18 protein-coding genes are annotated in these 21773 nt (G+C 49.8%); all 18 read right to left on the bottom strand.

The window, feature by feature from the left end; genetic code table 11:
• Positions 1-3: 3 nt before the first annotated feature.
• A complete protein-coding gene (gene rpsP / locus ACKOVI_RS01945) occupies positions 4-558 on the bottom strand; it encodes a 30S ribosomal protein S16 (RefSeq protein ID WP_509602301.1) in 555 nt (184 codons plus the stop codon).
• Between the two features lie 234 nt (positions 559-792).
• On the bottom strand, positions 793-2250 hold the full coding sequence (gene ffh, locus ACKOVI_RS01950; RefSeq protein WP_509602303.1) for a signal recognition particle protein: 1458 nt from the start codon (positions 2248-2250) through the stop codon (positions 793-795).
• Between the two features lie 27 nt (positions 2251-2277).
• Entirely contained in the window at positions 2278-4539 is a 2262-nt protein-coding gene (locus ACKOVI_RS01955; protein WP_509602305.1) for a [protein-PII] uridylyltransferase, read from the bottom strand.
• A 41-nt stretch (positions 4540-4580) separates the two neighbouring features.
• Entirely contained in the window at positions 4581-4919 is a 339-nt protein-coding gene (locus ACKOVI_RS01960) for a P-II family nitrogen regulator (RefSeq protein WP_509602307.1), read from the bottom strand.
• Entirely contained in the window at positions 4916-6220 is a 1305-nt protein-coding gene (locus ACKOVI_RS01965) for an ammonium transporter (RefSeq protein WP_509602309.1), read from the bottom strand. The genes ACKOVI_RS01960 and ACKOVI_RS01965 overlap by 4 nt, the downstream gene beginning before the upstream one ends.
• Before the next feature lie 136 nt (positions 6221-6356).
• Complete coding sequence (ftsY, locus tag ACKOVI_RS01970) at positions 6357-7196, bottom strand: signal recognition particle-docking protein FtsY (RefSeq protein ID WP_509602311.1); 840 nt, start codon at positions 7194-7196, stop codon at positions 6357-6359.
• A gap of 13 nt (positions 7197-7209) precedes the next feature.
• Positions 7210-10746 (bottom strand): chromosome segregation protein SMC, encoded by a 3537-nt coding sequence (gene smc / locus ACKOVI_RS01975; RefSeq protein ID WP_509602313.1) that lies wholly within the window; start codon positions 10744-10746, stop codon positions 7210-7212.
• Between the two features lie 54 nt (positions 10747-10800).
• Positions 10801-11478 (bottom strand): ribonuclease III, encoded by a 678-nt coding sequence (gene rnc / locus ACKOVI_RS01980; protein WP_509602315.1) that lies wholly within the window; start codon positions 11476-11478, stop codon positions 10801-10803.
• Between the two features lies 1 nt (position 11479).
• Positions 11480-11653, bottom strand: coding sequence for a 50S ribosomal protein L32 (rpmF, locus tag ACKOVI_RS01985; protein WP_509602317.1), 174 nt, complete (start codon positions 11651-11653; stop codon positions 11480-11482).
• Between the two features lie 66 nt (positions 11654-11719).
• Entirely contained in the window at positions 11720-12313 is a 594-nt protein-coding gene (locus ACKOVI_RS01990; protein ID WP_509602319.1) for a YceD family protein, read from the bottom strand.
• 9 nt (positions 12314-12322) lie between these two features.
• Positions 12323-12811 (bottom strand): ATP synthase subunit B family protein, encoded by a 489-nt coding sequence (locus tag ACKOVI_RS01995; protein WP_509602321.1) that lies wholly within the window; start codon positions 12809-12811, stop codon positions 12323-12325.
• Positions 12812-12828: 17 nt separating this feature from the next.
• Complete coding sequence (gene coaD, locus ACKOVI_RS02000) at positions 12829-13317, bottom strand: pantetheine-phosphate adenylyltransferase (RefSeq protein WP_509602323.1); 489 nt, start codon at positions 13315-13317, stop codon at positions 12829-12831.
• 29 nt (positions 13318-13346) lie between these two features.
• Positions 13347-13934, bottom strand: coding sequence for a 16S rRNA (guanine(966)-N(2))-methyltransferase RsmD (gene rsmD, locus ACKOVI_RS02005; protein WP_509602325.1), 588 nt, complete (start codon positions 13932-13934; stop codon positions 13347-13349).
• Between the two features lie 11 nt (positions 13935-13945).
• Positions 13946-16108 (bottom strand): ATP-dependent DNA helicase RecG, encoded by a 2163-nt coding sequence (gene recG / locus ACKOVI_RS02010; protein ID WP_509602327.1) that lies wholly within the window; start codon positions 16106-16108, stop codon positions 13946-13948.
• A 4-nt stretch (positions 16109-16112) separates the two neighbouring features.
• The gene (locus tag ACKOVI_RS02015; RefSeq protein WP_509602329.1) at positions 16113-17660 is read right to left on the bottom strand and encodes an amino acid ABC transporter ATP-binding/permease protein; all 1548 of its coding nucleotides are present in this window, start codon (positions 17658-17660) and stop codon (positions 16113-16115) included.
• A complete protein-coding gene (locus ACKOVI_RS02020; protein ID WP_509602331.1) occupies positions 17657-19255 on the bottom strand; it encodes an ABC transporter ATP-binding protein/permease in 1599 nt (532 codons plus the stop codon). The genes ACKOVI_RS02015 and ACKOVI_RS02020 overlap by 4 nt, the downstream gene beginning before the upstream one ends.
• A 21-nt stretch (positions 19256-19276) precedes the next feature.
• Positions 19277-20323, bottom strand: a complete 1047-nt coding sequence (gene cydB / locus ACKOVI_RS02025) for a cytochrome d ubiquinol oxidase subunit II (protein ID WP_509602333.1) — start codon at positions 20321-20323, stop codon at positions 19277-19279.
• Between the two features lie 12 nt (positions 20324-20335).
• Positions 20336-21742: a cytochrome ubiquinol oxidase subunit I gene (locus tag ACKOVI_RS02030; protein WP_509602335.1), complete on the bottom strand. Its 1407-nt coding sequence runs from the start codon at positions 21740-21742 to the stop codon at positions 20336-20338.
• Positions 21743-21773 lie beyond the last annotated feature (31 nt).

Consider the following 21773-nt stretch of genomic DNA (forward strand, 5'->3'; position numbering starts at 1 on the left):
TAATTATTCTGCTGCTGCTTCTTCTGCTGAGGTTTCAACCGCAGCTTCTGTCTCTACAACTTCAGCTGGAACCTCTGCCACAGCATTGTCTGTCTCTGGCTCGGACACTTCAGCAACTGGTGCTGGTGCAGCCTCTTCAACTACAGGAGCTGACTTCGCAGCCAACTTCTCCTGTGCCTTCTTCTTAAGAGTTGTTGCGCCTTCTGCAGGCTCTGATGCCGCTGCCTTAACAGCTGCCTCGTATGCAATGCTCTTAGCTGGCTTTGGTGCTGCAACCTTGAGTGTTCCTTCTGTTCCTGGAAGACCCTTGAACTTCTGCCAATCGCCAGTCACCTTGAACAGTGCCGCAACTGCTTCAGTTGGCTGTGCGCCAACGCCGAGCCAGTACTGAGCGCGCTCAGAGTTAACCTGAATGATTGACGGTTCTTGTCCCGGTACATAACGACCGATCTCTTCGATTGAGAGACCGTTACGCGCCTTGCGTGAATCTGTCACGACGATGCGGTAGTACGGTGTACGGATCTTTCCAAAACGCATTAAACGAATCTTTGTAGCCAAAGTGGTGGTGCTCCTAAAAAAGTGTGTCAGCGTGAACTAGCTACAGCGGGGTGCGTAGCTGTGTTCATCCGACGGCGGATTTGGATGTTGTAGGGGTAGAGGGCCCTGCAACAGGTGGCTTATTCTGCCAGCCAACCCCGTCTAAGACGAAATCGAGAGAGGCTTAAGAGGGCGAAGAAAGCAAAGGCTCTGTGCGAAGACCTTTAGGTCGAGCATAGGGCTTTGCGTTGAGGCCTATTGAGCCTCTTCGGCAGCGCGCTTGGCAGGGTTGCCGGAGCGAGACTTCTTTTTAGGGGGCTGCTGGCTCATCCTGGGAGTGCCACCTGTAGCAGGCATTGGCATTCCTGGAGGAAGGGCCATTCCACCGGGCATGGCAGGCATCTTTCCCCCACGCATCTGCTTCATCATCTTCTGGGCAGCGGTGAACTTTTCGACCAACTTGTTGACGTCGGAAACTGCGCGACCAGAACCGGCTGCGATTCGGGCGCGACGAGAACCATTGAGGAGTTTGAGGTCGCGACGTTCTGCCGGAGTCATCGATTGAACGATTGCCTTAGTGCGAGTGAGTTCGGATTCATCGAAGTTATCGATCTGCTTCTTCATAGCTCCTGCGCCAGGCAGCATTCCCAGAAGCTTGCCCATACTGCCCATCTTCGACATCGCCTCGATTTGTTCAAGGAAATCTTCAAGCGTGAAATCTTCGCCTTTTACAAACTTCTCTTCCAGCTTCTTCGTTGTATCAGGGTTAAAGGCCTTCTGAGCCTGCTCAGCAAGAGTTGCGACATCGCCCATACCAAGGATGCGTGAGGCCATGCGCTCTGGATAGAAGATATCGAAATCGGCAATCTTCTCACCGTTGGAGACGAACATGATGGGACGTCCGGTCAGTGATGCGATAGAGAGAGCCGCGCCGCCACGAGCATCACCATCAAGCTTTGTGAGAACTACTCCATCAAAGCCAACACCTTCACGGAAAGCTTCCGCTGTGCGAACAGCATCTTGTCCGATCATGGCATCGACAACAAAGAGGATTTCGTTGGGATTGATTGCATCGCGAATTGCGGATGCTTCTTTCATCAAGTCCTCATCAACACCGAGGCGTCCTGCGGTATCGACAATGACCATGTTATGAAGCTTTGACTTTGCAAACTCAACACCAGCGCGTGCAACTTCTACTGGATTTCCAATGCCATTTCCTGGCTCCGGCGCAAAGACAGGAACGCCAACAGATTCACCAACAACTTGGAGTTGGTTTACAGCATTTGGGCGCTGAAGATCTGACGCGACAAGAATCGGCGTATCACCTTGATCCTTGTAGAACTTTGCTAGCTTTGCAGCAAGAGTTGTCTTACCTGCGCCTTGAAGACCGGCCAACATAATGACAGTAGGTGGGTTCTTTGCGAAGCGAACGCGTCGCGCTCCCCCACCGAGAATTTCAGTGAGTTCCTTATTTACTAATTCGAAGATTGCCTGAGCCTGATTTACTCCGGATTGCAGAGTTGGCAAAAGTTCCAGTGCACCGGCTTGGACTTTCTCAATAAAGGTATCGACAACTTCTCGCGCCACATCTGCTTCAAGCAAGGCCTGGCGAATCTCGGAAGCGGTATTCTCAATATCGCTCGATGAGAGTTTGCCGCGATTGCGGAGAGAGCCAAAGACTCCAGAAATCTTGGATGAGAGCGCATCGAACATAGTGGCCCATAGTACTGAAGAAAAGTACTACGTGAGAGAGGTTTGAATACGTGAAGCAACCTCTGCTGCTCGCTCTGGAGTGAGCGCTCCCCCGCCAATATCAGTCACATACAAGGTGTCGATTGCTTCTGCGCCGAGGGTTGCAACGATGGCAGATTTAATATCGATATTGCATTTCTTTACTGTGTCGCCGATGGAGAAAAGTAGAGCAGGTCTGTCATGGCTTCGAACTTCAATCACAGTTGCCTCGGTTGCAGCATCCGCAAAGGTTTCAACAATCGGCGGCGGTACAGGAATTGTTGGCATGCGCGAGTAGGTCTCAATTCGATCTCTAATTCTCTCTGCTAATTTCTCTTCTGCCTCCAAGCCCTTCACTAACTCTCGGTGGAGAGTTTCCCGAGTGAGTACATCGGCGTGAGGATCAGGAACCACAATCCACTCCATCACTGCCACGCGATCGACGGTCTTAGTGCGAGCACTTCGTACATCAAGTCGTAGGAGATTGAGTACGCCCGAGACAATCGAAAGAAGTCCGGTCTTATCGGGTGAAATGACTTCGATGGCATAGACGGCACCACGGTCATCTATTGAGACATCCAGGCGACCCAACTGTGCACGCGCTACTTGGTCGGGAGTTAACTCGGGTTGCTCTGTAATCGTGTTGTCAGTGATGGCAAGTTTTGTCTTGCGCACAAGTTCATTCACAAGCGTTGCCTTCCAATCACTCCATGCTGCCCGTCCTGTAGCAACGCCATCAGCAATGCTGAGCGCATGGAGCAATTCAAGAGTTCCCACATCGGTAATGTTCTCTGCAACGCTCGAAATTGTTGCTGGGTCATCGAGGTCGCGTCGCGTGGCTGTCGCAGAGAGCAAAAGATGATGACGAATCAACGTCTGGATTGTGGCAACGTCCCTCTCGTTGAATCCAATTCGAGTGGCAAGTGGCCTAATGAGCTCTTCGCCTCGGATGGAGTGATCTTCTTCCGTGCCTTTGCCGATGTCATGAAAGAGAGAGGTGAAGAGAAGGATGTCAGGGCGGTGCACTTCACGCGTATGGGCTGCAGCAGCAACAGCTGTTTCGACCATGTGGCGGTCAACTGTGTGGCGATGTAAGACATTACGTTGAGGCAGAGACCTCACACCTGCCCATTCAGGAATCCAATGGAAGATGATCTCCTCTTGATCGAGAGCTTCGAAGATCTCCACCATCGCTGGACCTGCTCCAATGAGTGCAATGAGATATTCACGAGCTTCACGAGGCCAAGGATGTGGAAGCGCTCCCCTCCCGGCATCTAACGCATCAGCATAGATGCGAAGTGAATCGAATGAGAGTCTCAATCCAAGTTGAGCGGCAGTTGCAGCTGCACGTAATCCGATTACTGGGTCGCTATCGATATCAAAAGTAGAATCAATCACAACCTCGTTATTACTGACACTGATTCCAGGAGCAATTGTTGTTGAACGTACACGACGCAAGAATCGACCCAGACCATCTTTTCCCTTGTGGTGATATTGATGCCATGCCATTTGCATCAGGTAATCAACTGCTCTCGCTGATTGCGCAACATCGCTCATGAGTGCATCTGCATCTGAATAGCCCAACACCGCAGCAACCTTGTCTTGCTCGGCAAATAGCAGGCGATCTTTATCACGGCCGCTTGTGTTGTGAAGGGTTTCACGAACGGTGGAGAGAAGAGATTCAGCTTGGCTCACACGTTCCATAGGAAGAGTCATCGCGCCAGATGTATTCATTGCACGAAGTGCGGTGATATCTCGAAGGCCACCTCGAGATTCTTTAAGGTCTGGCTCTAGCAGATAGGCCAGCTCGCCATTACGCTCATAGCGCTCTTCTAATGTGGCTTCGAGCTGAGGAAGATACTTGCTACTTTCGTTTCGCCAACTTTCGAGCGCCATCGATTGAATGTCGGCAACTAAATCAGCGCTTCCGCAGATGAGACGAATATCAAGAAGACCCATCGCAACTTTCAGATCATCTTCGAGAGCGGAGCGAACCTCTGTTCGTGTGCGCACTGAGTGATCTATCTTGATCTTTTGATCCCATAACGGATAGAGAATTGCATTGACGATTGCGGTCAATTCGGCAATTTTGTAAAAACCTGTATGAAGAATGACGATATCTAAATCAGAACCCGGAGATAGCTCGCCGCGACCGAAGCTTCCGACCGCGGCGATAGCCATCTCTTCCGAATCAGCACCACTCGCGAGGAATAATTCAGAGATTAGGAGGTCGCGCTCGTTAGAACGCAACCTCCTCTCTCGTGTACCCATGATGAGATTCTATGGTCGAACTAGGCGCTATCCAGTCAGGACTAGATAGCGTCTGGGCCGCGCTCTCCCGTGCGAACGCGGACTACTTGATCCACCGAAGTTGTCCAGACTTTTCCATCACCGATTGATCCGGTACCTGCGGCCTTGACGATTACATCAACGATATTGGCGGAGTCAGCATCGTCAACGAGAACTTCCAGTCGAACTTTTGGAACGAGATCTACGGTGTATTCAGCACCTCGGTAAACCTCTGTGTGACCCTTCTGTCGACCAAAGCCACTCGCTTCAGAGACGGTCATGCCAGTGATACCAGCAGCTTGCAGTGCATCCTTTACTTCATCGAGCTTGAATGGCTTGAGAATTGCTGTAATAAGTTTCATAGGTTTGCGCCTCCTCGTGATGAGCTTGCATATTCGTATGCTGATTCAGCATGTTCTTTAAGATCGATTCCTTCGATTTCAGCATCCTTTGCGATGCGGAATCCAATGGTCTTCTCGATTGCAAAACCAATAATCAGAGTCGCAATAAACGAGTAACCAGCTACGAGCGCAACACCAAGGGCTTGCTTACCCAAGAGCGTGGTTCCACCACCATAGAAGAGTCCATCGAGACCGATGCTGTTCACCGCAGATGCACCGAAGAGTCCAATAGCGAGCGAGCCCCAAATTCCTCCAACGAGGTGAACTCCCACAACATCGAGTGAGTCGTCAAAGCCCAGCTTGTACTTCAAGCCCACTGCTAGTGCACAGAGGATTCCTGCGACAAATCCAATGACAACTGCAGCCCATGGAGCTACAAAGGCACATGCTGGCGTAATTGCAACCAGACCTGCTACGGCACCTGATGCAGCACCGAGCGATGTTGCATGGCCATTGCGAATCTTCTCCACTGCAAGCCAGCCAACAATTGCTGCTGCAGCTGCGACTTGTGTATTCATCAACGCCAAACCGGCAATTCCATTTGCTCCCAGCGCTGAACCTGCATTAAATCCGAACCAGCCGAACCACAAAAGACCTGCGCCGAGCATGACAAGTGGTAATGAGTGTGGGCGCATTGGATCTTTGCGCCATCCAATTCGCTTTCCCAGGACGATAGCGAGTGCTAGACCTGCAGCACCTGCATTGATATGGACGGCGGTGCCGCCAGCGAAATCTTCAATTCCTTTTCCAGCAAGGAAGCCAGTTCCGGTGACAACGTCACCCACTTTATTTCCGAATGCAAATACCCAGTGTGCCACTGGGAAATAAACAACTGTGCTCCAGAGTGCGACAAAGATTGACCATGATATGAACTTGGTTCTATCGGCAATTGCTCCTGAGATAAGTGCAGGTGTAATGATTGCGAACATCAACTGAAAAGCTGCAAATACCAATAGTGGAATCGGATAAACGCCGCCATTATTTGTAAAGTCATTCACAGCACCCCCAAGGCCGCTGAGGGAGAAGTTTCCGTACCATGCTGATTCGGCCTTGTAGCCAAAAGCTAATTCAAATCCATAGATAACCCAGAGAATGCTCACGATACCGATTGTGATCATAGACATCATCATCATGTTAAGGACGCTCTTGGTGCGAACCATTCCTCCGTAGAAGAATGCAAGACCTGGAGTCATCAGTAAGACGAGTGCACTGCTGATGAGAATAAAGGCAGTGTCACCACTATTGAGAACCACTTCTCCCATTGTTAAACCTCACTTTTAAGAAGAAACCGCTAAAACTCGCCATTGAGATAGGAGAAAGGTCGCAAAGTGGGGTTACAGAATGAGGTAAAGAGAGTTAAGGCGGTGCAACAAAAGGCCGAGAAATGTTTCGGTCAGGTTAATCCCGTAAGAGCCCATCGATATAGCTCTGGCTCTCAAATGGAGCAAAATCGTCAATTCCTTCGCCTGTGCCGATGAATTTAATAGGCAGATCGAGCTGGTCCTCAATTGCAAGGGCTACTCCCCCACGGGCTGTTCCGTCGAGTTTGGTCACAATCAAACCGGTAACTTCAACTGCTTCACTAAAGAGCTTGGCCTGAATCAATCCGTTCTGGCCAGTTGTTCCATCTATCACAAGGAGAACTTCTGCAACGGGTGCGCTCTTTTCTATGACTCGTTTGATCTTTCCGAGCTCTGCCATTAAATCGTTCTTCGTGTGCAATCGGCCGGCGGTATCGATGATCACATATGCAGCACCTGAATCCGTGCCGCGTTTTACTGCATCAAACGCAACAGACGCTGGTTCGCCTTCATGCTTACCTGTAACGACATCAACTCCAACGCGTGCACCCCATGTCGAAAGCTGCTCAACTGCTGCGGCGCGAAAAGTGTCTGCCGCTCCTAAAACCAATGAGTGAGATTGGCTCTTTAAATACTGTGCCAACTTTGCAACAGATGTTGTCTTGCCAACACCGTTGACACCAACAACCAGAATTACTGCCGGTGATGCAGCTTGGGCTAGCTCGCGATTTTTCTGAGATAGATGTGACTGCAGAATCTCGCGGAGAGCACCTTCTGCATCATCGCCTTTAATCTTTTTACCCTCCGCGATGAGCTTCTCAGCGAGAACGGGACCCAAATCTGCCGCAAGGAGCTCCGATGAGAGTTCATCCCAATCCAAAATGGATGCAGTGGATTCGCCTTTGAGTTTTGAGACAAAGCGCGAAAAGAGACCCATCAGGCTTTACCTCTTAGGCGTTTGCAGTCTCGCGAAGACGCTGCGAGATAACTTCAGTGACACCATCGCCGCGCATTGTTACGCCATAGAGCGCATCCGCAATCTCCATGGTGCGCTTCTGGTGAGTAATGATGATGAGCTGTGAATTTTCACGAATCTCTTCAAGTACGCCAAGCAAACGACCAAGGTTGACATCATCAAGCGCTGCTTCAACTTCGTCGAGTACATAGAACGGACTTGGACGTGACTTAAAGATTGCAACGAGCATAGCAACTGCCGTCAGAGACTTTTCGCCACCTGAGAGAAGTGAGAGACGCTTAACGCGCTTTCCTGGTGGGCGCGCTTCAACATCGACGCCTGTATTGAGAAGATCATCTGGATTAGAGAGGAAGAGCTTTCCTTCTCCGCCAGGGAATAAGCGACTGAAGATGTCCTTGAAGTGCGCTGCAACTTCTGTGTAAGCCTCCATAAAGACTTCTTGCACCTTGTCATCAACTTCCTTGATGATGTCGAGAAGATCCTTCTTGGTGCGCTTCAAATCCTCGAGCTGTTCTGCAAGGAACTTCAAACGCTCTTCAAGTGCGTTGTACTCCTCTAGTGCAAGAGGGTTAATTTTGCCGAGCAAATTCAGTGAACGTTCGGCTGAAGCAAGGCGTTTCTCCTGCTGGTCGCGACGGTACGGAATCAGTTCGGTCGCAACAATTTCACCTTCATCGGTCTCGATAAATGTTGGTACATCCTTGTCAGGACCGTATTCGCCAATCAGAGTTGGGATATCAATACCGAGCTCTTCAACAGCCTTCGTCTCGAGAGCTTCAATCCGCATGCGCTGTTCTGCGCGAGCAATTTCGTCACGATGGACACTTGTGGTGAGTTGATCAAGCTCGGCGGTGAGTTCGCGTCCGCGAGTACGAACAGTCAGAGTCTCGCTATCGCGATCCGTGCGAGAGCTTTCCAGACGCTGACGTTCTGCTGAAGACTTAGCGATAGAGCGTTCGATGTGAATCAAAGCTTCATATGCGGCTTCTGCGATTGCCTGTGAAATTACCGCACCACGCGCACGCGCACTTCGTCGAGCCACTGCGCGCTCTGAGGCTTCGCGTTCGGCATTTGCCGCATCTTTCAGTGATTGTGCGCGAGCTGCAATTGATGTCACGCGCTCTTCAGATGTTCGAACTGCAAGACGTGACTCCATCTGAGAAGTACGTGCTGCAGAAACTTGTTCACGAAGGCTCTCTGCGCGGGTGCGATCGGGTTCTGCGATTTCACCTTGCTGACCTAGTTGAGATTGAGCAATGGCGAGTTCGTTCTCGTCACGGGACTTTGCAGCGGATGCTTCTGTGATCGCTTGTGTCAGACGCTCAACTTCAGCCGATGCTGACTTCATGTTCTGGCCTGAGACTGCAAGCTGTTCGGTAAGAGCTGCAATACGTGCATCAGACTCATTGAGCTGCGCCAAAGCTGCGTCGAAGTCGCCTTGCTTGCTATCGACCTCTGCGGCTGCTGTTGCAATTTCAAACTTAAGTCGGTCGCATGTGCGAACGAGTTCTTCTGCCTCTGTCTCAAGTCCATTGATGAGCGCTTGAATTTCAACGAGTGAGTGAGATGATGCAGAACCACCGCGTGCACGATGTGCTGTGATGACATCACCATCACGAGTAACAACTGTTAAGCCCTTATGCTCGCGCAAAATGTCTTCAGCTTCGCGAGCATTCTCAACGACAACAGTGCTTCCAAGAAGCTGAGAGAGAAGCTCTGAGATCTCAGATGAGCGCACATGTGAAAGAAGGGACGTGAGGTTGCCTGGAACGTTTGACGATGAATGGGCACCTGGCTCGTATACAAGTACATCTGCCTGTCCAAGGTTTTCACTGCGAAGAGTTGTCAGTGCTGTAACTGCTGCCTTGATATCGCGGACTACAACTGCATCTGCAAGTGTTCCGAGAGCTGCAGCAGTTGCTGCCTCCCATCCGGAATCAATCTGAATCAAGGATGCAATGCTTCCGAGAAGGTTTACGCCGCGTGAGTCACGAACAAGTGCTGCTGCTCCATCGCGTGATTGAGATGTAATGCGCATAGCTTCAAGCTTTGATTCGACAGCATTTCGTTCGCGATCTGCAGCACGCTCTGCATCTACAAGTTCTGCATGCTTCTTCTTTGCTGTATCAAGTGCGCTCTTAGCAATTTCAAATTGTGAATCGAGTCCGAGCTCGCCGGCATCTGCGCCAGCAATCTCCATTTCGAATTGGCTATAGGCGGCCTTGGCTTGATCGACACGAGATTGCGCTTCAGAGCGTGCAGTTGTCAGGCGTGCAATTTCTTCTGCATTTGCCTCGAGTCGAGCTGCAAGAGATTTGATGTGTCCCTCTTGGCGCGCTGTACCTTCTCGCTGATCTGCAATGGCGCGAAGCGCTGCATCGATCGTGTCTTCCTCTGCCTTGAGTGCGGCTTCCAGTTGTGCAAGTTTTGTCGTTGCCTCTTCTAGGGCAGTTTCTGCCTGAACGGTCTCTTGGCGAAGTTGTGACTCTTCTTCAAGAAGTGATGCAGCCTCTGTTTCAAGTGCTTCTGGATCACGACCTGCCGAGCGAGCTTCTTCTGCCTCTTCAGCAAGGAAACGCGAACGTTCTTGCGCTAAAGACTGCGTGCTGCGGAATTTTTCACGAAGACCAGAGAGGTTGTAGAAGTTCTCTTGCGCTGCAATCAACATCGGAGTTTCGAATGCTGCCTGAGCATCGAGCTCTTCCTCGCGCTTGCGTGCCTTTTCCAACTCAGCTTCTACCTCTGCACGACGCTCGCGAAGCGCGTTTTCATCAGCAACCTCGGCATCGAGCGTCTTTGAGAATGCGATGTAATCATCTGCAAGGAGACGAAGACGTGCATCACGAAGATCTGCCTGGATAGTTGCTGCCTTCTTTGCAACTTCAGCCTGCTTGCCCAACGGACGCAACTGGCGACGAAGTTCAACGGTAAGGTCATTGACGCGCGCTAGGTTTGCTTGCATTGAATCAAGCTTGCGAAGGGCTTTCTCTTTACGCTTACGGTGCTTCAGCACGCCTGCAGCTTCTTCAATATAAGCGCGACGTTCTTCAGGTGTTGCCATCAAGATTGCGTCGAGCTGACCTTGGCCCACGATGACGTGCATTTCACGACCGATACCTGAGTCGGAGAGGAGCTCTTGGATATCAAGAAGGCGTGATGCTTCTCCGTTAATTTGATATTCGCTCTGTCCATTACGGAAGAGAATTCGAGAGATTGTTACTTCGGTGTAATCGATATTGAGTGCGCCATCACTATTGTCGATCGTGACTGCAACCTCTGCGCGACCGAGTGGTGCGCGACCTGATGTTCCGGCAAAGATGACATCTTCCATCTTTCCACCACGAAGTGACTTTGCGCCTTGCTCACCCATTACCCATGTGAGCGCATCAACTACATTTGATTTTCCTGAACCGTTTGGACCGACCACACAGGTGATTCCAGGTTCGAGACGAAGGGTCGTCGCAGATGCAAAGGATTTAAATCCTTTAAGGGTCAGACTCTTCAAATACACGGCGCAAACCTACCTTGCAGTTGGGTTTACAGATAAACGCGACTCAGCTCAACTTCAACTTGAGGGTTTGAGTATTTCGAAAGCAGACCGTGCAGCTGATTGCTCTGCTTCGCGCTTGCTCTTACCTGTTCCAGTTGCGACAGGTTTTCCCCCGACAATAGCGGTGGCTTCAAAACTCTTATCGTGATCTGGTCCGCTCTCAGTGACCTGATATTCCAACGTGGATTTTCCAAGGGAGGCAACGAGTTCTTGCAGTGCCGTCTTTCCATCTAACCCTGCACCCATCGCCATAGCGCTATTGAGTGTGGGACCCACCAACTTCAAAAGCGCTGCCGATGTCTTTTCAAAACCTGTAGAGATATACATCGCTCCGATAAGCGCTTCGAGAGCATCAGCCAGAAGTGAGTTCTTGTCACGACCATTAGTGACTTCTTCGCCTTTGCCAAGGCGGATGTATTTACCGAGATTAAGCGAGCGCGCAATATCAGCCAGTGCGCGCATATTGACGATGCCTGAACGTAGCGGAGATAAACGACTTTCGTCGAGATCTGGATATTTGCGATAGAGCTCTTCAGTGACGACCATTCCAAGTACAGAGTCGCCCAGAAATTCCAAACGCTCATTCGTGGCAGTTAATCCTGCTTCATATGCGAATGAGCGATGGGTAAAAGCTAACTCAAGCAGCTCAACGTCAATCTCGACGTCTATCTGCTTGAGGAGATCTGAATACAAATTAGACGTCAAGAACCTGACGGCGGTTGTATGTTCCACAAGTAGGGCAGGCAACGTGGTTGAGCTTTGGCTGCTGGCACTGTGGGCAATTTGAAAGTGATGCCACTGTTGTCTTCCACATTGAACGACGTGAACGTGTCTTTGAACGAGACATCTTTCGCTTTGGTACTGGCACGGTAACCGTCCTTTAACTCGAGCCACTTGAGCCAACTCGGCCTAGCGGATATGGCGTAAGTATCGCCTATTGGCCGGAAGAACCCAAATCGAGGCCTGTGAGGCCGGCCCAGCGAGCATCGACCACATCGTGGGCATGGTCCTCTGGAAGGCTCTCCCACTTTTCGCCGCAATCTGGGCAGAGGCCAAGGCAATCCTCTTCACAGAGTGGATTGACTGGAAGGCTCAAAATAATCGCGTCGAGGACTGGCACTTCGAGATTGACTTGCTCGCCCTCAACGAAGAGCACTTCATCTTCATCGAGGTCATCAATCTCTTCATCCTTCTTGCGAGATTTCTTACCCTTATCGTCAGTAGGTTCATAGCGATAGAGCTCTTGGATCTTGCGATCGATGACTAGTTCGACGGGATCCAGGCAGCGAATGCACTCGCCCTCTGCAACTGCATAGATGTCGGCTGTAACAAGAATTCCTTCCGTTACTGACTCGCAGCGTACATCGAGTTCAATGACATCACCTTCAGGCACTGCAATCAAAGGAACTCCAACACGGAATGGAGCCTCGATATCGATTTCGTACTCTTTCATCTCGCCAGCGCGACGCGGGAGTTCGTGAGTATTGAGAAGGAATGCTCCCTCGTTAGCAGGTTTCTTCGATGCCATAGCGATGAATCAATTATCTTCTGAGAGCTGCGAAAGGACGTCTTTATCGTTTGCGCCTTCAAGTCGTTCGCGACCACGTGCAACAGCATCCATAGTCTTATTGAGAATTACCTCAAGAGTTGCAAGACGGCCATCTATGTATGCCTCAACTTCTTCTCGTTCTTGGGCTGCGATATCACGAGCGTCATCAAGAATACGTTGCGCCTCATCGCGTGCAGATTGAACGATAGCTGTTTGTTCAACCATGCGAGCAACATCTTCACGAGCAGTAGCAATCATAGATTCGGCGCTGCTGCGACCTTCTTCGATGATTCGATCTCGCTCGGCGATGATGTCTTCAGCTGTATGTAAATCTGTAGGCAGAATGTCACGAGCGCCTTCGAGAATCTCGAGGATTTCACCGCGGTGCACAACGCATGATGCAGAAAGCGGAACGCTGCGAGCTTCTTCAATCAGAGTGATTGCCGTATTCAGTTTTTCAATTGAATCCATAGACATATCTCTACCGTCCTCTTTTACTTACTTGCCTGGGAAGCTGCACGCGCCTTGAGCGCTGCATTGACATTTGCTGGAACCATCGTTGAAACATCGCCCCCGTAGTAGGCGAGTTCCTTGACGATAGATGATGAAAGGAAGGAGTGAGTAGGCGACGTCGCCATAAACATCGTCTCCACCCCAGAAGCCTGTGTATGAACCTGTGCCATCTGAAGCTCATAATCGAAGTCGGTGACAGCGCGAAGACCTTTGACAATGACATCTACATCATTTGCCTTGCAATAGTCGACGAGCAGGCCAGAGCCGGAATCAACTTTTACATTGTTAAATTGAGTGACATTGGCGCTGATGAGATCGAGACGCTCTTCTACGGAGAAAAGGCCATCTTTCTTGCGGTTAACGAAGACGGCTACAACGACCTCATCAAACTGCTTGCTGGCACGCTCGATGATGTCGAGATGACCATATGTGATGGGATCGAAGGATCCTGGGCAAACCGCGCGCTTCATATGGAGAACGCTAGCAAGATGAGAGCCAGTTATCCATTTTCAGGCGTATCGGAGAGTGGAATTCCGTAGAAAATAGTTGCCTGTCCATAATTCTTTACGCGAATCTCTTCATAACCATAGGGCCATGAAATCTCTTTAGTTCGACTATTTCTTTCGATAGCGATAATCGCATCCGGATGAAGGAAGCCGTTTTCGCGAAGTTGAACCAAAGTTTCGACAATATCAATGTCATCGACATCGTATGGCGGATCGATATAGATGAAGTGGTATTGATATTGGGCTTTATCACCCAAGAATCTATGAGCACCCATTGTGTAGAGATGGAAGATGCCAGCAAATTGTGCGCTCTTGATGCTGTCGTAATTATCAGAGATTGCTTTTGCAGCGGCCTCATCCTTTTCAACGGCATGAACAATTGCTGCGCCGCGCGAGAGAGCTTCAAGTGCTATGGCGCCCGTACCTGCGTAGAGATCGAGCACGCGCAAACCCTCAAAATCACCGAACTCGGACATCAACGTTGAGAAGAGCGCTTCACGAGCGCGGTCAGATGTGGGGCGAGTTGCTGAAGCAACTGATGAAATAGGGCGACCTTTAGCGGCTCCCGCAATAATACGCATCGACTTCTCCCCTAACTCTTATCGATAAATTCAGTAGCAGTATCTAACTCTAATTTCCGAAGTGCTGCCTCCAAGAGAGAGTGCTTCTTCAATCCACCTTGGATCAACAAGGTCGCTTCGCTACGAGCAACTTCAATAAGCGCTTCGTCACGAAGAACTCGAAGAAGTCGTAGGTGTGAACGAGTTCCGGATTGATGTGTACCAAGAACATCACCTTCACGGCGCTGTTCGAGATCGATGCGTGAGAGTTCAAATCCATCAGTCGTTGATGCAACAGCTTCTAAACGTGCACGTGCTGGAGTCCCTGCTGATGACTTTGTCACCAAAAGGCAGAGTCCCGGTGAAGTGCCTCGACCTACACGGCCACGAAGCTGATGGAGCTGAGAGACTCCAAATCGATCTGCATCCATAATCACCATGAGCGTTGCATTAGGCACATCCACGCCTACCTCGATCACCGTGGTTGAAACGAGAACATCAATTTCGCCATCGGCAAATGCCTTCATAGTCTGGTCTTTTACTTCAGCACTCTGACGTCCGTGCAGCGGTGCTATTCGTAAACCATGGAGTGGTCCTGATTGAAGTTCTGGTCCAAGCTCTTCAACAGCAGAGAGAGATGAGTCGCTTCCTTCCAGGAATTCAAAGTCAGCGTCTTCTGAGATATCTGCACTAATTCGTGGTGCGACGATATAAACCTGATGCCCTTGTTCAACTTCCTCGCGTACTCGTTGCCATGAGCGGTCAAGAAAATGTGGCTTCTCTTCAACCGGAACAAGGTGAGTTGTAATTACCTGGCGACCCAGTGGAAGTTCACGAAGTGTTGATACATCGAGGTCGCCAAAGACGGTCATCGCAACAGTTCGTGGAATTGGCGTGGCGGTCATGACAAGAAGGTGTGGGGTCACTTCCGCCTTTGATTTGAGTGCATCGCGTTGCTCTACTCCAAAGCGATGTTGCTCATCGACAATAACGAGAGCAAGTTCCTTAAATTCAACGCTATCGCTCAGCAAGGCATGAGTGCCCACAACTAGTCCTGCACCACCGCTCTTAATCTGCGAGAGAACTTCTTTGCGCGTTGCTGTGTTCTGTGAACCCGTCAATAACACCACGCTTGTTGCGAGATCCGAGCTGCCCAGCATTCCGCCTTGCGCCAATTCTCCAAGAAGCTTTTGAAAAGTTCGTTGATGCTGTGCTGCAAGCACTTCAGTAGGCGCAAGTAGTGCCACTTGACCTCCGTTATCAATCACAGTAAGTGCAGCGCGAAGTGCAATCACTGTCTTTCCAGATCCGACTTCGCCTTGCAGGAGTCGGTGCATAGGGTGAGCAGCCGCTAAGTCTTTTGCAATCTCCTCAGAAACGATCTTCTGACCAGCTGTAAGCTTAAAGGGCAGGCGCGCATCAAATGCATCGAGCAAGCCACCTGGTTTATGAGGGCGCGCAACGGCATCCAACTTTCGAAGCTCATCTTTGCGCTTCAGCAGAAGTAATTGAAGAAGGAGTGCCTCGTCGAAAGTTAGGCGTTCCCGTGCAAGCTCGGTTGCATCCACATCATTCGGGTGATGAATCTGTTCAAGTGCCTGGCGAATTGTGGGGTAATGATTCTTCTCCAGAAGCGATACAGGGATTGGATCTTCAACCTCATCCAAGGAAGCTAAAACGATATCGATACAACTTGCAATCTTCCATGAAGGCAGTTTTGCGGTCGATGGATATAAGGGAATGTAACGACCTGCAAATCCTGCAACCGCACTATCTTCATCGCCACCATCTGGAATCAATTCATAATCGGGATGCGTCAACTGCATCTTGGTATTGAACTTGCCGACTTTGCCGGCGAAGAGCCCTTTGCTTCCGACCTTTAGCTCTTTCTCTCGCCACGCCTGATTAAAGAATGTGAGAGAGAGTTTTGCTGTTCCATCAGTGACTACAACTTCTAGCATCGTGCCTTTACGAGCCTGGAACCTTCGGGATTGAACGCTAAAAATCTCGGCAAGGATCGTTGCTTCATCACCTTCTTGGAGCTCTGCAATGTCTGAGAGTTCACCTCGCACTAAGTACCTGCGTGGAAAGTGGTGAAGGAGATCTCCGACGGCCGTATAACCAAATGACTCTTTAAAGGCCTTTGCAGTCTTATCGCCTAAAACTCCGCTGAGCTTTGAGTCGAAGGTGGCCATGGCGTTATTCTCTCGTGAGCTCGAGCTTTCTCGAGTATTGAAGCCATGGTGCGTGGGTGATAACAATCAAAGTTCGTCCGCGTGAGAGTTCCATGATTGCCGCTTGTATGCGCTGTGAGCGCTCGTGATCGAGGTGCTCTAGTGGCTCATCGAGAATAATGATGGGAGCAGGCGAGAGGAGCGCTCTGGCAACGGCCAAACGTTTAGCCTCTCCCCCAGATAGAACGCGGCCGAATTCACCTAATACTTCATCAAGTGCGATATCAGATAGTTCGAACTCGTTGATGATGACTTGGAGCTCTTGATCTGAAGCCTCCGAAGCTGCAATCTTGAGATTCTCGCGCAAAGTTGTATTGAAGATATGTCCGTGTTGCAGAGTTCCCGTGATGTAGTGATGAGGTTCCACAATTTCAGAGACTTGTGCGCCACCGATAGTGAGAGAACCTGAATACTGAGCAAAACCCAAGAAAGCCGACGCTAATGTTGACTTACCCACTCCACTTGGGCCCGCGATAACAAGAACTTCTCCCTCTTTGATATCAAGGCTCAGGGGTGCAAGGAATTGCTCACTCCAATAAGGAATGCAAGCTTCTAAACTAATTGCGAATCCCAAAGGGATTTGAGTTGCCTGGGGAGAGACTTGCGTGAAGCGCGCGAGCTCGGCAACGTTCTGACTTGCTCGACGGTTCTTGCCTGCAGGAAAGAGGTTCGGAAACCATGATGTGTATCCCTCAAACCCAACGAGAATAAGGAATACCGACATAGAGATATGGATCGGAAGGATTTCTCTTTCGTAATAGAAAGTAAAAGCAATCCCAACAAGCGCGCTTCCCAGCGATGCAATTGTCAGGAACTGCAAAACGGAGACATAAGCCGCGCTCCTCTTCTCTAATAGCGCAAGCTTGCGGGCTGATTGTGTCAGCTCCCCTCTATAGGTCACGGCATATCCGAATATCTCAGCCTCAACGAGAGCATCTGCCGCGTTGGTCACTTCTCCAGCAAGGATGTTTTCTCGAGTTTCAATCTCAGTAGCAATTGGATCCAGCGTTCTCCGAACAACGACAGGAATGACCACAAGAAATATGACCGTCAGGGCAATCGACCAGGCAAGCACAGTGGAATCAATCCAGGCGGCAAGTAGCACAGTGACCGCTCCTGCAGCGGCAGCAGATAATCCAGGCAAAGTGACGCGAAGATGAAACTCTTGTGCGCGCTCTACATCGTCAATCACGCTCTTGCTCTGCGTTGCAACTGAGGAGCTCTCACCTTTTATACGGGAAGCAAATGCAGAAAAAAGTTGAACTCGAACGCCGGTGAGCTTCTTGAAAATAGCCTCATGGCTCATTACTCGCTCTGCATATCTGGCTACAGAACGGAAGATTCCGAAGAATCTCACCAGCACAATCGCGACACTGAGCGCCAGGATAGGTGGATGTTGCGAAGCCATCGTGATTAACCATGCACTCGAGACAGTGAGTCCGGTGCCGCCCACGAGAGCAAAAGCACCGAGCGCGATTGCCAAAAGGAATGAGGTACGAGTGGATAGTTTCATCGCTCCACCATCTCAATCTCACGTGCGCCAGCGATTGATTGATCAGGTGCATGCAAGATGGCAATCACGATTGCACCTTGAGTTGATTGCTCTTGAAGAAGCGCAAGAATCTCCTCTGCAGAATGCGAATCCAAATCTGCTGTCGGTTCATCGGCAATAATCAGCGACGGAGAAATCATGAGCGCTCTAGCTATTGCGATTCTGCGCTTCTGACCACCGGAAAGATGTGCACTCTTCTCACCAGCCCCGCTGATTCGTGTATTCAAGCCATCGGGTAGTAAATCCACCGGAAGCCCAACACGTTTGAGTAAATCAGCAATATCATCATCGCTAATCCCTGCACGGACAAGCGCAAAAAGCTCTCGTACCGTTCCGGAAATGAGCGCTGGATTCTGTGGAATCCAGCCAATGTTTCGATAGAGAGATGCTCTTTCAATCTGACAACTATCAATCCCATTGATGCGAACCTGTGAGTATGCATTGAGGCCGAGAATTGAATTAAGGAAAGTAGTCTTCCCTAAACCCGATGCGCCGCGAATAACAAGAACATCTCCACTTGAAAGTGATTGAGCAGCTAGCTGACCTCTGCCATAAGGAGAACTCCATTTGCTCCACTCAAGGCGAGTGATGCCCTGGATCCTCTCGTCGCCCAATGCGTCCGGCTCAATATCTCTGACCAGCTCTGTGATTTCTGCAAGCGCTGCGCCACCATCTGCTGAAGCGTGAAAGAGCGATGCAGCGTTTCGAAGTGGAAAGTACACCTCTGGAGCTAAAACCAATACTGCAAGTGCAGGAAAGAATTCCATCGAGCTATTTACTAACCGAATTCCAATAGAGACGGCAATAAGGGCGACAGAGATAGTTGCTGCAAGTTCGAGAACCAAGGCAGAGAGAAATGAGATGCGCAGAACCTTCATTGTCTCGCTGGTGTACCTATCCCCCATCTCTTGGATCCGTGCACCTTGTGACTTATGTCGACCAAATATCGCAAGAGTGTGCAATCCGCGAAGTGAATCTTCAAAGTAATGCGCGAGAGTGCCAAGCGACTTCCATTTCGCAGTGACTGCATCATTTGTATATCTACCAATAAGCGCACCAAAGAAAGGAATGATCGGCAAAGTGAGAACAGCTATGAAGGCAGATGTGGGATCGAGAATGGTGATAGCAATAATTACTGCAAGCGGCGTGAATGAAGCCCCAAACATTTGCGGTAGAAATCTTGCTAGATATACATCGAGCGAATTTGCGCCCTTAATCAGAAGAGTCGAAAGATGGGCAGATGGTGCGGCTCGTAAAGCTGCAGGTGTTATCAGAACTGATACGCGAAGCTCTGACTTGAGATGGGCTGCCTGTACAGATGCCCAGCGCTCAAATTGCGATGTAAAGATTGCTCGGAAGAGCCAGAGCGCTGCCAACCCAGCTATATGAGTCGACACATTGGGATGGTGATATATCAATCCAACAATCACGGCAGCGATGAGAAAACCATTTGCGATAACGATCGTCGTATTGAACAGTGCACCGAAAATTACGCCGAAGAAAAGCTTGCGACTACTGCCCATTGAGAGCAGTAGTCGCAAATCTTTAGACTTCACAGCGCCAATATATAAGCGCTCTTAATGCCACGCACTATCCAACATACCAACTTCAGGATTCTGGATTTGCGTTGCGCTCACGCGTTTTCTAAATACCCAATAAGTCCATCCCTGATAAATCAAGACCAATGGAGTCATGATTACCGCAACGATGGTCATCACCTTCAAGGTGTATGGAGTACTTGAAGCGTTGGTAATAGTGAGATCAAATTCTGAACTAATAGAACTTGGCATCACTCGTGGATAGAGGGCGTAGAACAACGTTGCAACAAATGTTGCGATTGTTGCTGCAGAGAAGATAAATGCCCAACCTTCGCGAACCTTAAGCACAGCGAACAACCCTGATAGCCAGAGGACTGCAACGAGAATTGAAAGCCCGAAGACGAGGCTATTGAACTCAGGCAACATGACATTTGTCCATACAAGGAAGGCCACAGCAGCAACTGCCGCAACGAGTCCAAGCTTGAGAGCCAGAGCTCGTGAACGCTCGCGGATTCCTCCATCAGTCTTCAAAGCTAAGAAGACCGCGCCGTGTGTGAGGAAGACCGTGAGAGTCACAACGCCACCCAAGAGTGCATAAGGATTAAGCAGATTAAAGAATCCACCTACATATTCGAGATTCTTATCTGCAGACATCTCGATAGGTACTCCACGAACAATGTTTGCAAACGCGACTCCCCAGAGAAGAGCTGGGATAAAGCTTGCAATCACAATTGCGATATCCCAACGCTGACGCCACTGTGCTTTTCCGTACTTGGAGCGGTATTCAAAGGCCACTCCTCGCACAATGAGAGATGTCAGGATCAAGAAGAGCGGTAGATAGAAACCGCTGAAGAGAGTTGCATACCACTCTGGGAAAGCGGCAAATGTTGCACCACCTGCCACAAGAACCCAGACTTCATTTCCATCCCAGACTGGGCCGAGCGTTGTCAGCACTGCGCGACGATCAGCTTCATTCTTAGATACGAACGGAAGTAGAACTCCCACACCGAAATCGAAGCCTTCAAGGATGAAATATCCAACCCAGAGAACTGCAATCAGCAGGAACCATGTTGTTTGAAATGACATTTTCTATTCCCCCTAGTAGCTCATCACGAGTGGCTTATCGGAGCTTCCTCCGAATTGTGGATTCTCGTAGTCAACTTCAGGAGCAGGTCCATTCTTGATTACCTTGAGAGTGAGTCCGACTTCAATCACAGCAAGAACACCATAGAGAAGTGTGAAGACGATCATTGTGAAGAGAACACTTCCTGCAGATACAACTGCACTGACACCATCTGCAGTCTTTGCCAATCCAAAGACAGTCCATGGCTGGCGCGCTGTCTCGGTAAAGATCCAACCGAATGAGATCGCAGCAAGTGGAATAAATGGCATTGTCAGCATAGAGCGAAGGAACCACTTACTTTGAGGAAGCTCACCGCCCTTGCGTGTGCGCCAGAGTGTGAAGATTGCGAGGAAGAATGCAATCGCACCGAAGCCAATCATCAAACGGAATGACCAATACGCCAAAGGAATATTTGGTGTGTAATCACCGGGACCGTATGTTTGATCGTATTCGGCCTCCAAGTCATTAACTCCCTTTACAGTTGCACCGAAGTCACCTGTTGCCAAGAAGGAGAGCATGGTTGGGATATCAATCTGGAATACAGAGCGAGATCCATCGAGTGTTCCAACAGTCAGGATTGAGAATGGCGCTGATTCAGTTGTGTCATAGAGAGCCTCAGCGGCTGCCATCTTCATAGGCTGCTGTTCTGTCATGACCTTGCCGATGACATCGCCTGTAATGCTCACGAGTAAGAAGGAGATAATGACTGTGACTAGCCCCAACTTCAGGGTTGGTCGTGCCATCTCAACATCTTTCTTCTTCAGAATGAGATAAGCAGAAATTCCTGCCATAAACGCACCCGCCGCAAATGCTGCGGATGGGATCGTGTGCAAGAAGGTCACTACCGCTGTCTTCTGAGTCAAAACTTCAACAATGCTTGTCAGCTCTGCGCGATGCTTCTCAGCATTGATGACATATCCAACTGGATGTTGCATCCATGCGTTTGCCGCCAAGATGAAGTATGCAGAGAGAACTGTTCCAAAAGATGCTAACCAAATTGTCGCAAGGTGTACCTTCTTGGGAAGTCGATCCCAACCAAAGATCCATAGACCTAAGAACGTGGACTCGAGGAAGAATGCAAGCAGGCCTTCCATCGCAAGTGGCGCACCAAAGATGTCACCGACGAATCGTGAATATGAAGACCAGTTCATTCCAAACTGGAACTCCTGAACGATTCCCGTAACAACACCGATGGCAAAGTTGATCAGAAACAGCTTTCCAAAGAATTTTGTTGCACGAAGATACTTAAGATTTCCGTTGCGGTACCACGCTGTCTGCAGCCCAGCCACAAGGAAACCTAATCCAATAGTGATGGGAACAAAGAGGAAGTGGTAGACCGTTGTAATGGCGAACTGCCATCTCGCGAGATCTAGCGCATTCATAGAACTCTCCATTTCTACTTAAAAGACTTTC

The organism is Candidatus Planktophila sp., from assembly GCF_046070465.1.
Classification (GTDB): Bacteria; Actinomycetota; Actinomycetes; order Nanopelagicales; family Nanopelagicaceae; genus Planktophila.

Coding starts and splice junctions, on each gene's coding strand:
- ffh (WP_509602303.1), bottom strand. CDS start 2,250: ATGTTCGATGCGCTCTCATCCAAGATTTCTGGAGTCTTTGGCTCTCTC.
- ACKOVI_RS01955 (WP_509602305.1), bottom strand. CDS start 4,539: ATGGGTACACGAGAGAGGAGGTTGCGTTCTAACGAGCGCGACCTCCTA.
- ACKOVI_RS01960 (WP_509602307.1), bottom strand. CDS start 4,919: ATGAAACTTATTACAGCAATTCTCAAGCCATTCAAGCTCGATGAAGTA.
- ACKOVI_RS01965 (WP_509602309.1), bottom strand. CDS start 6,220: ATGGGAGAAGTGGTTCTCAATAGTGGTGACACTGCCTTTATTCTCATC.
- ftsY (WP_509602311.1), bottom strand. CDS start 7,196: ATGGGTCTCTTTTCGCGCTTTGTCTCAAAACTCAAAGGCGAATCCACT.
- ACKOVI_RS01990 (WP_509602319.1), bottom strand. CDS start 12,313: ATGGCATCGAAGAAACCTGCTAACGAGGGAGCATTCCTTCTCAATACT.
- ACKOVI_RS01995 (WP_509602321.1), bottom strand. CDS start 12,811: ATGTCTATGGATTCAATTGAAAAACTGAATACGGCAATCACTCTGATT.
- coaD (WP_509602323.1), bottom strand. CDS start 13,317: ATGAAGCGCGCGGTTTGCCCAGGATCCTTCGATCCCATCACATATGGT.
- rsmD (WP_509602325.1), bottom strand. CDS start 13,934: ATGCGTATTATTGCGGGAGCCGCTAAAGGTCGCCCTATTTCATCAGTT.
- recG (WP_509602327.1), bottom strand. CDS start 16,108: ATGGCCACCTTCGACTCAAAGCTCAGCGGAGTTTTAGGCGATAAGACT.
- ACKOVI_RS02015 (WP_509602329.1), bottom strand. CDS start 17,660: ATGAAACTATCCACTCGTACCTCATTCCTTTTGGCAATCGCGCTCGGT.
- cydB (WP_509602333.1), bottom strand. CDS start 20,323: ATGTCATTTCAAACAACATGGTTCCTGCTGATTGCAGTTCTCTGGGTT.
- ACKOVI_RS02030 (WP_509602335.1), bottom strand. CDS start 21,742: ATGAATGCGCTAGATCTCGCGAGATGGCAGTTCGCCATTACAACGGTC.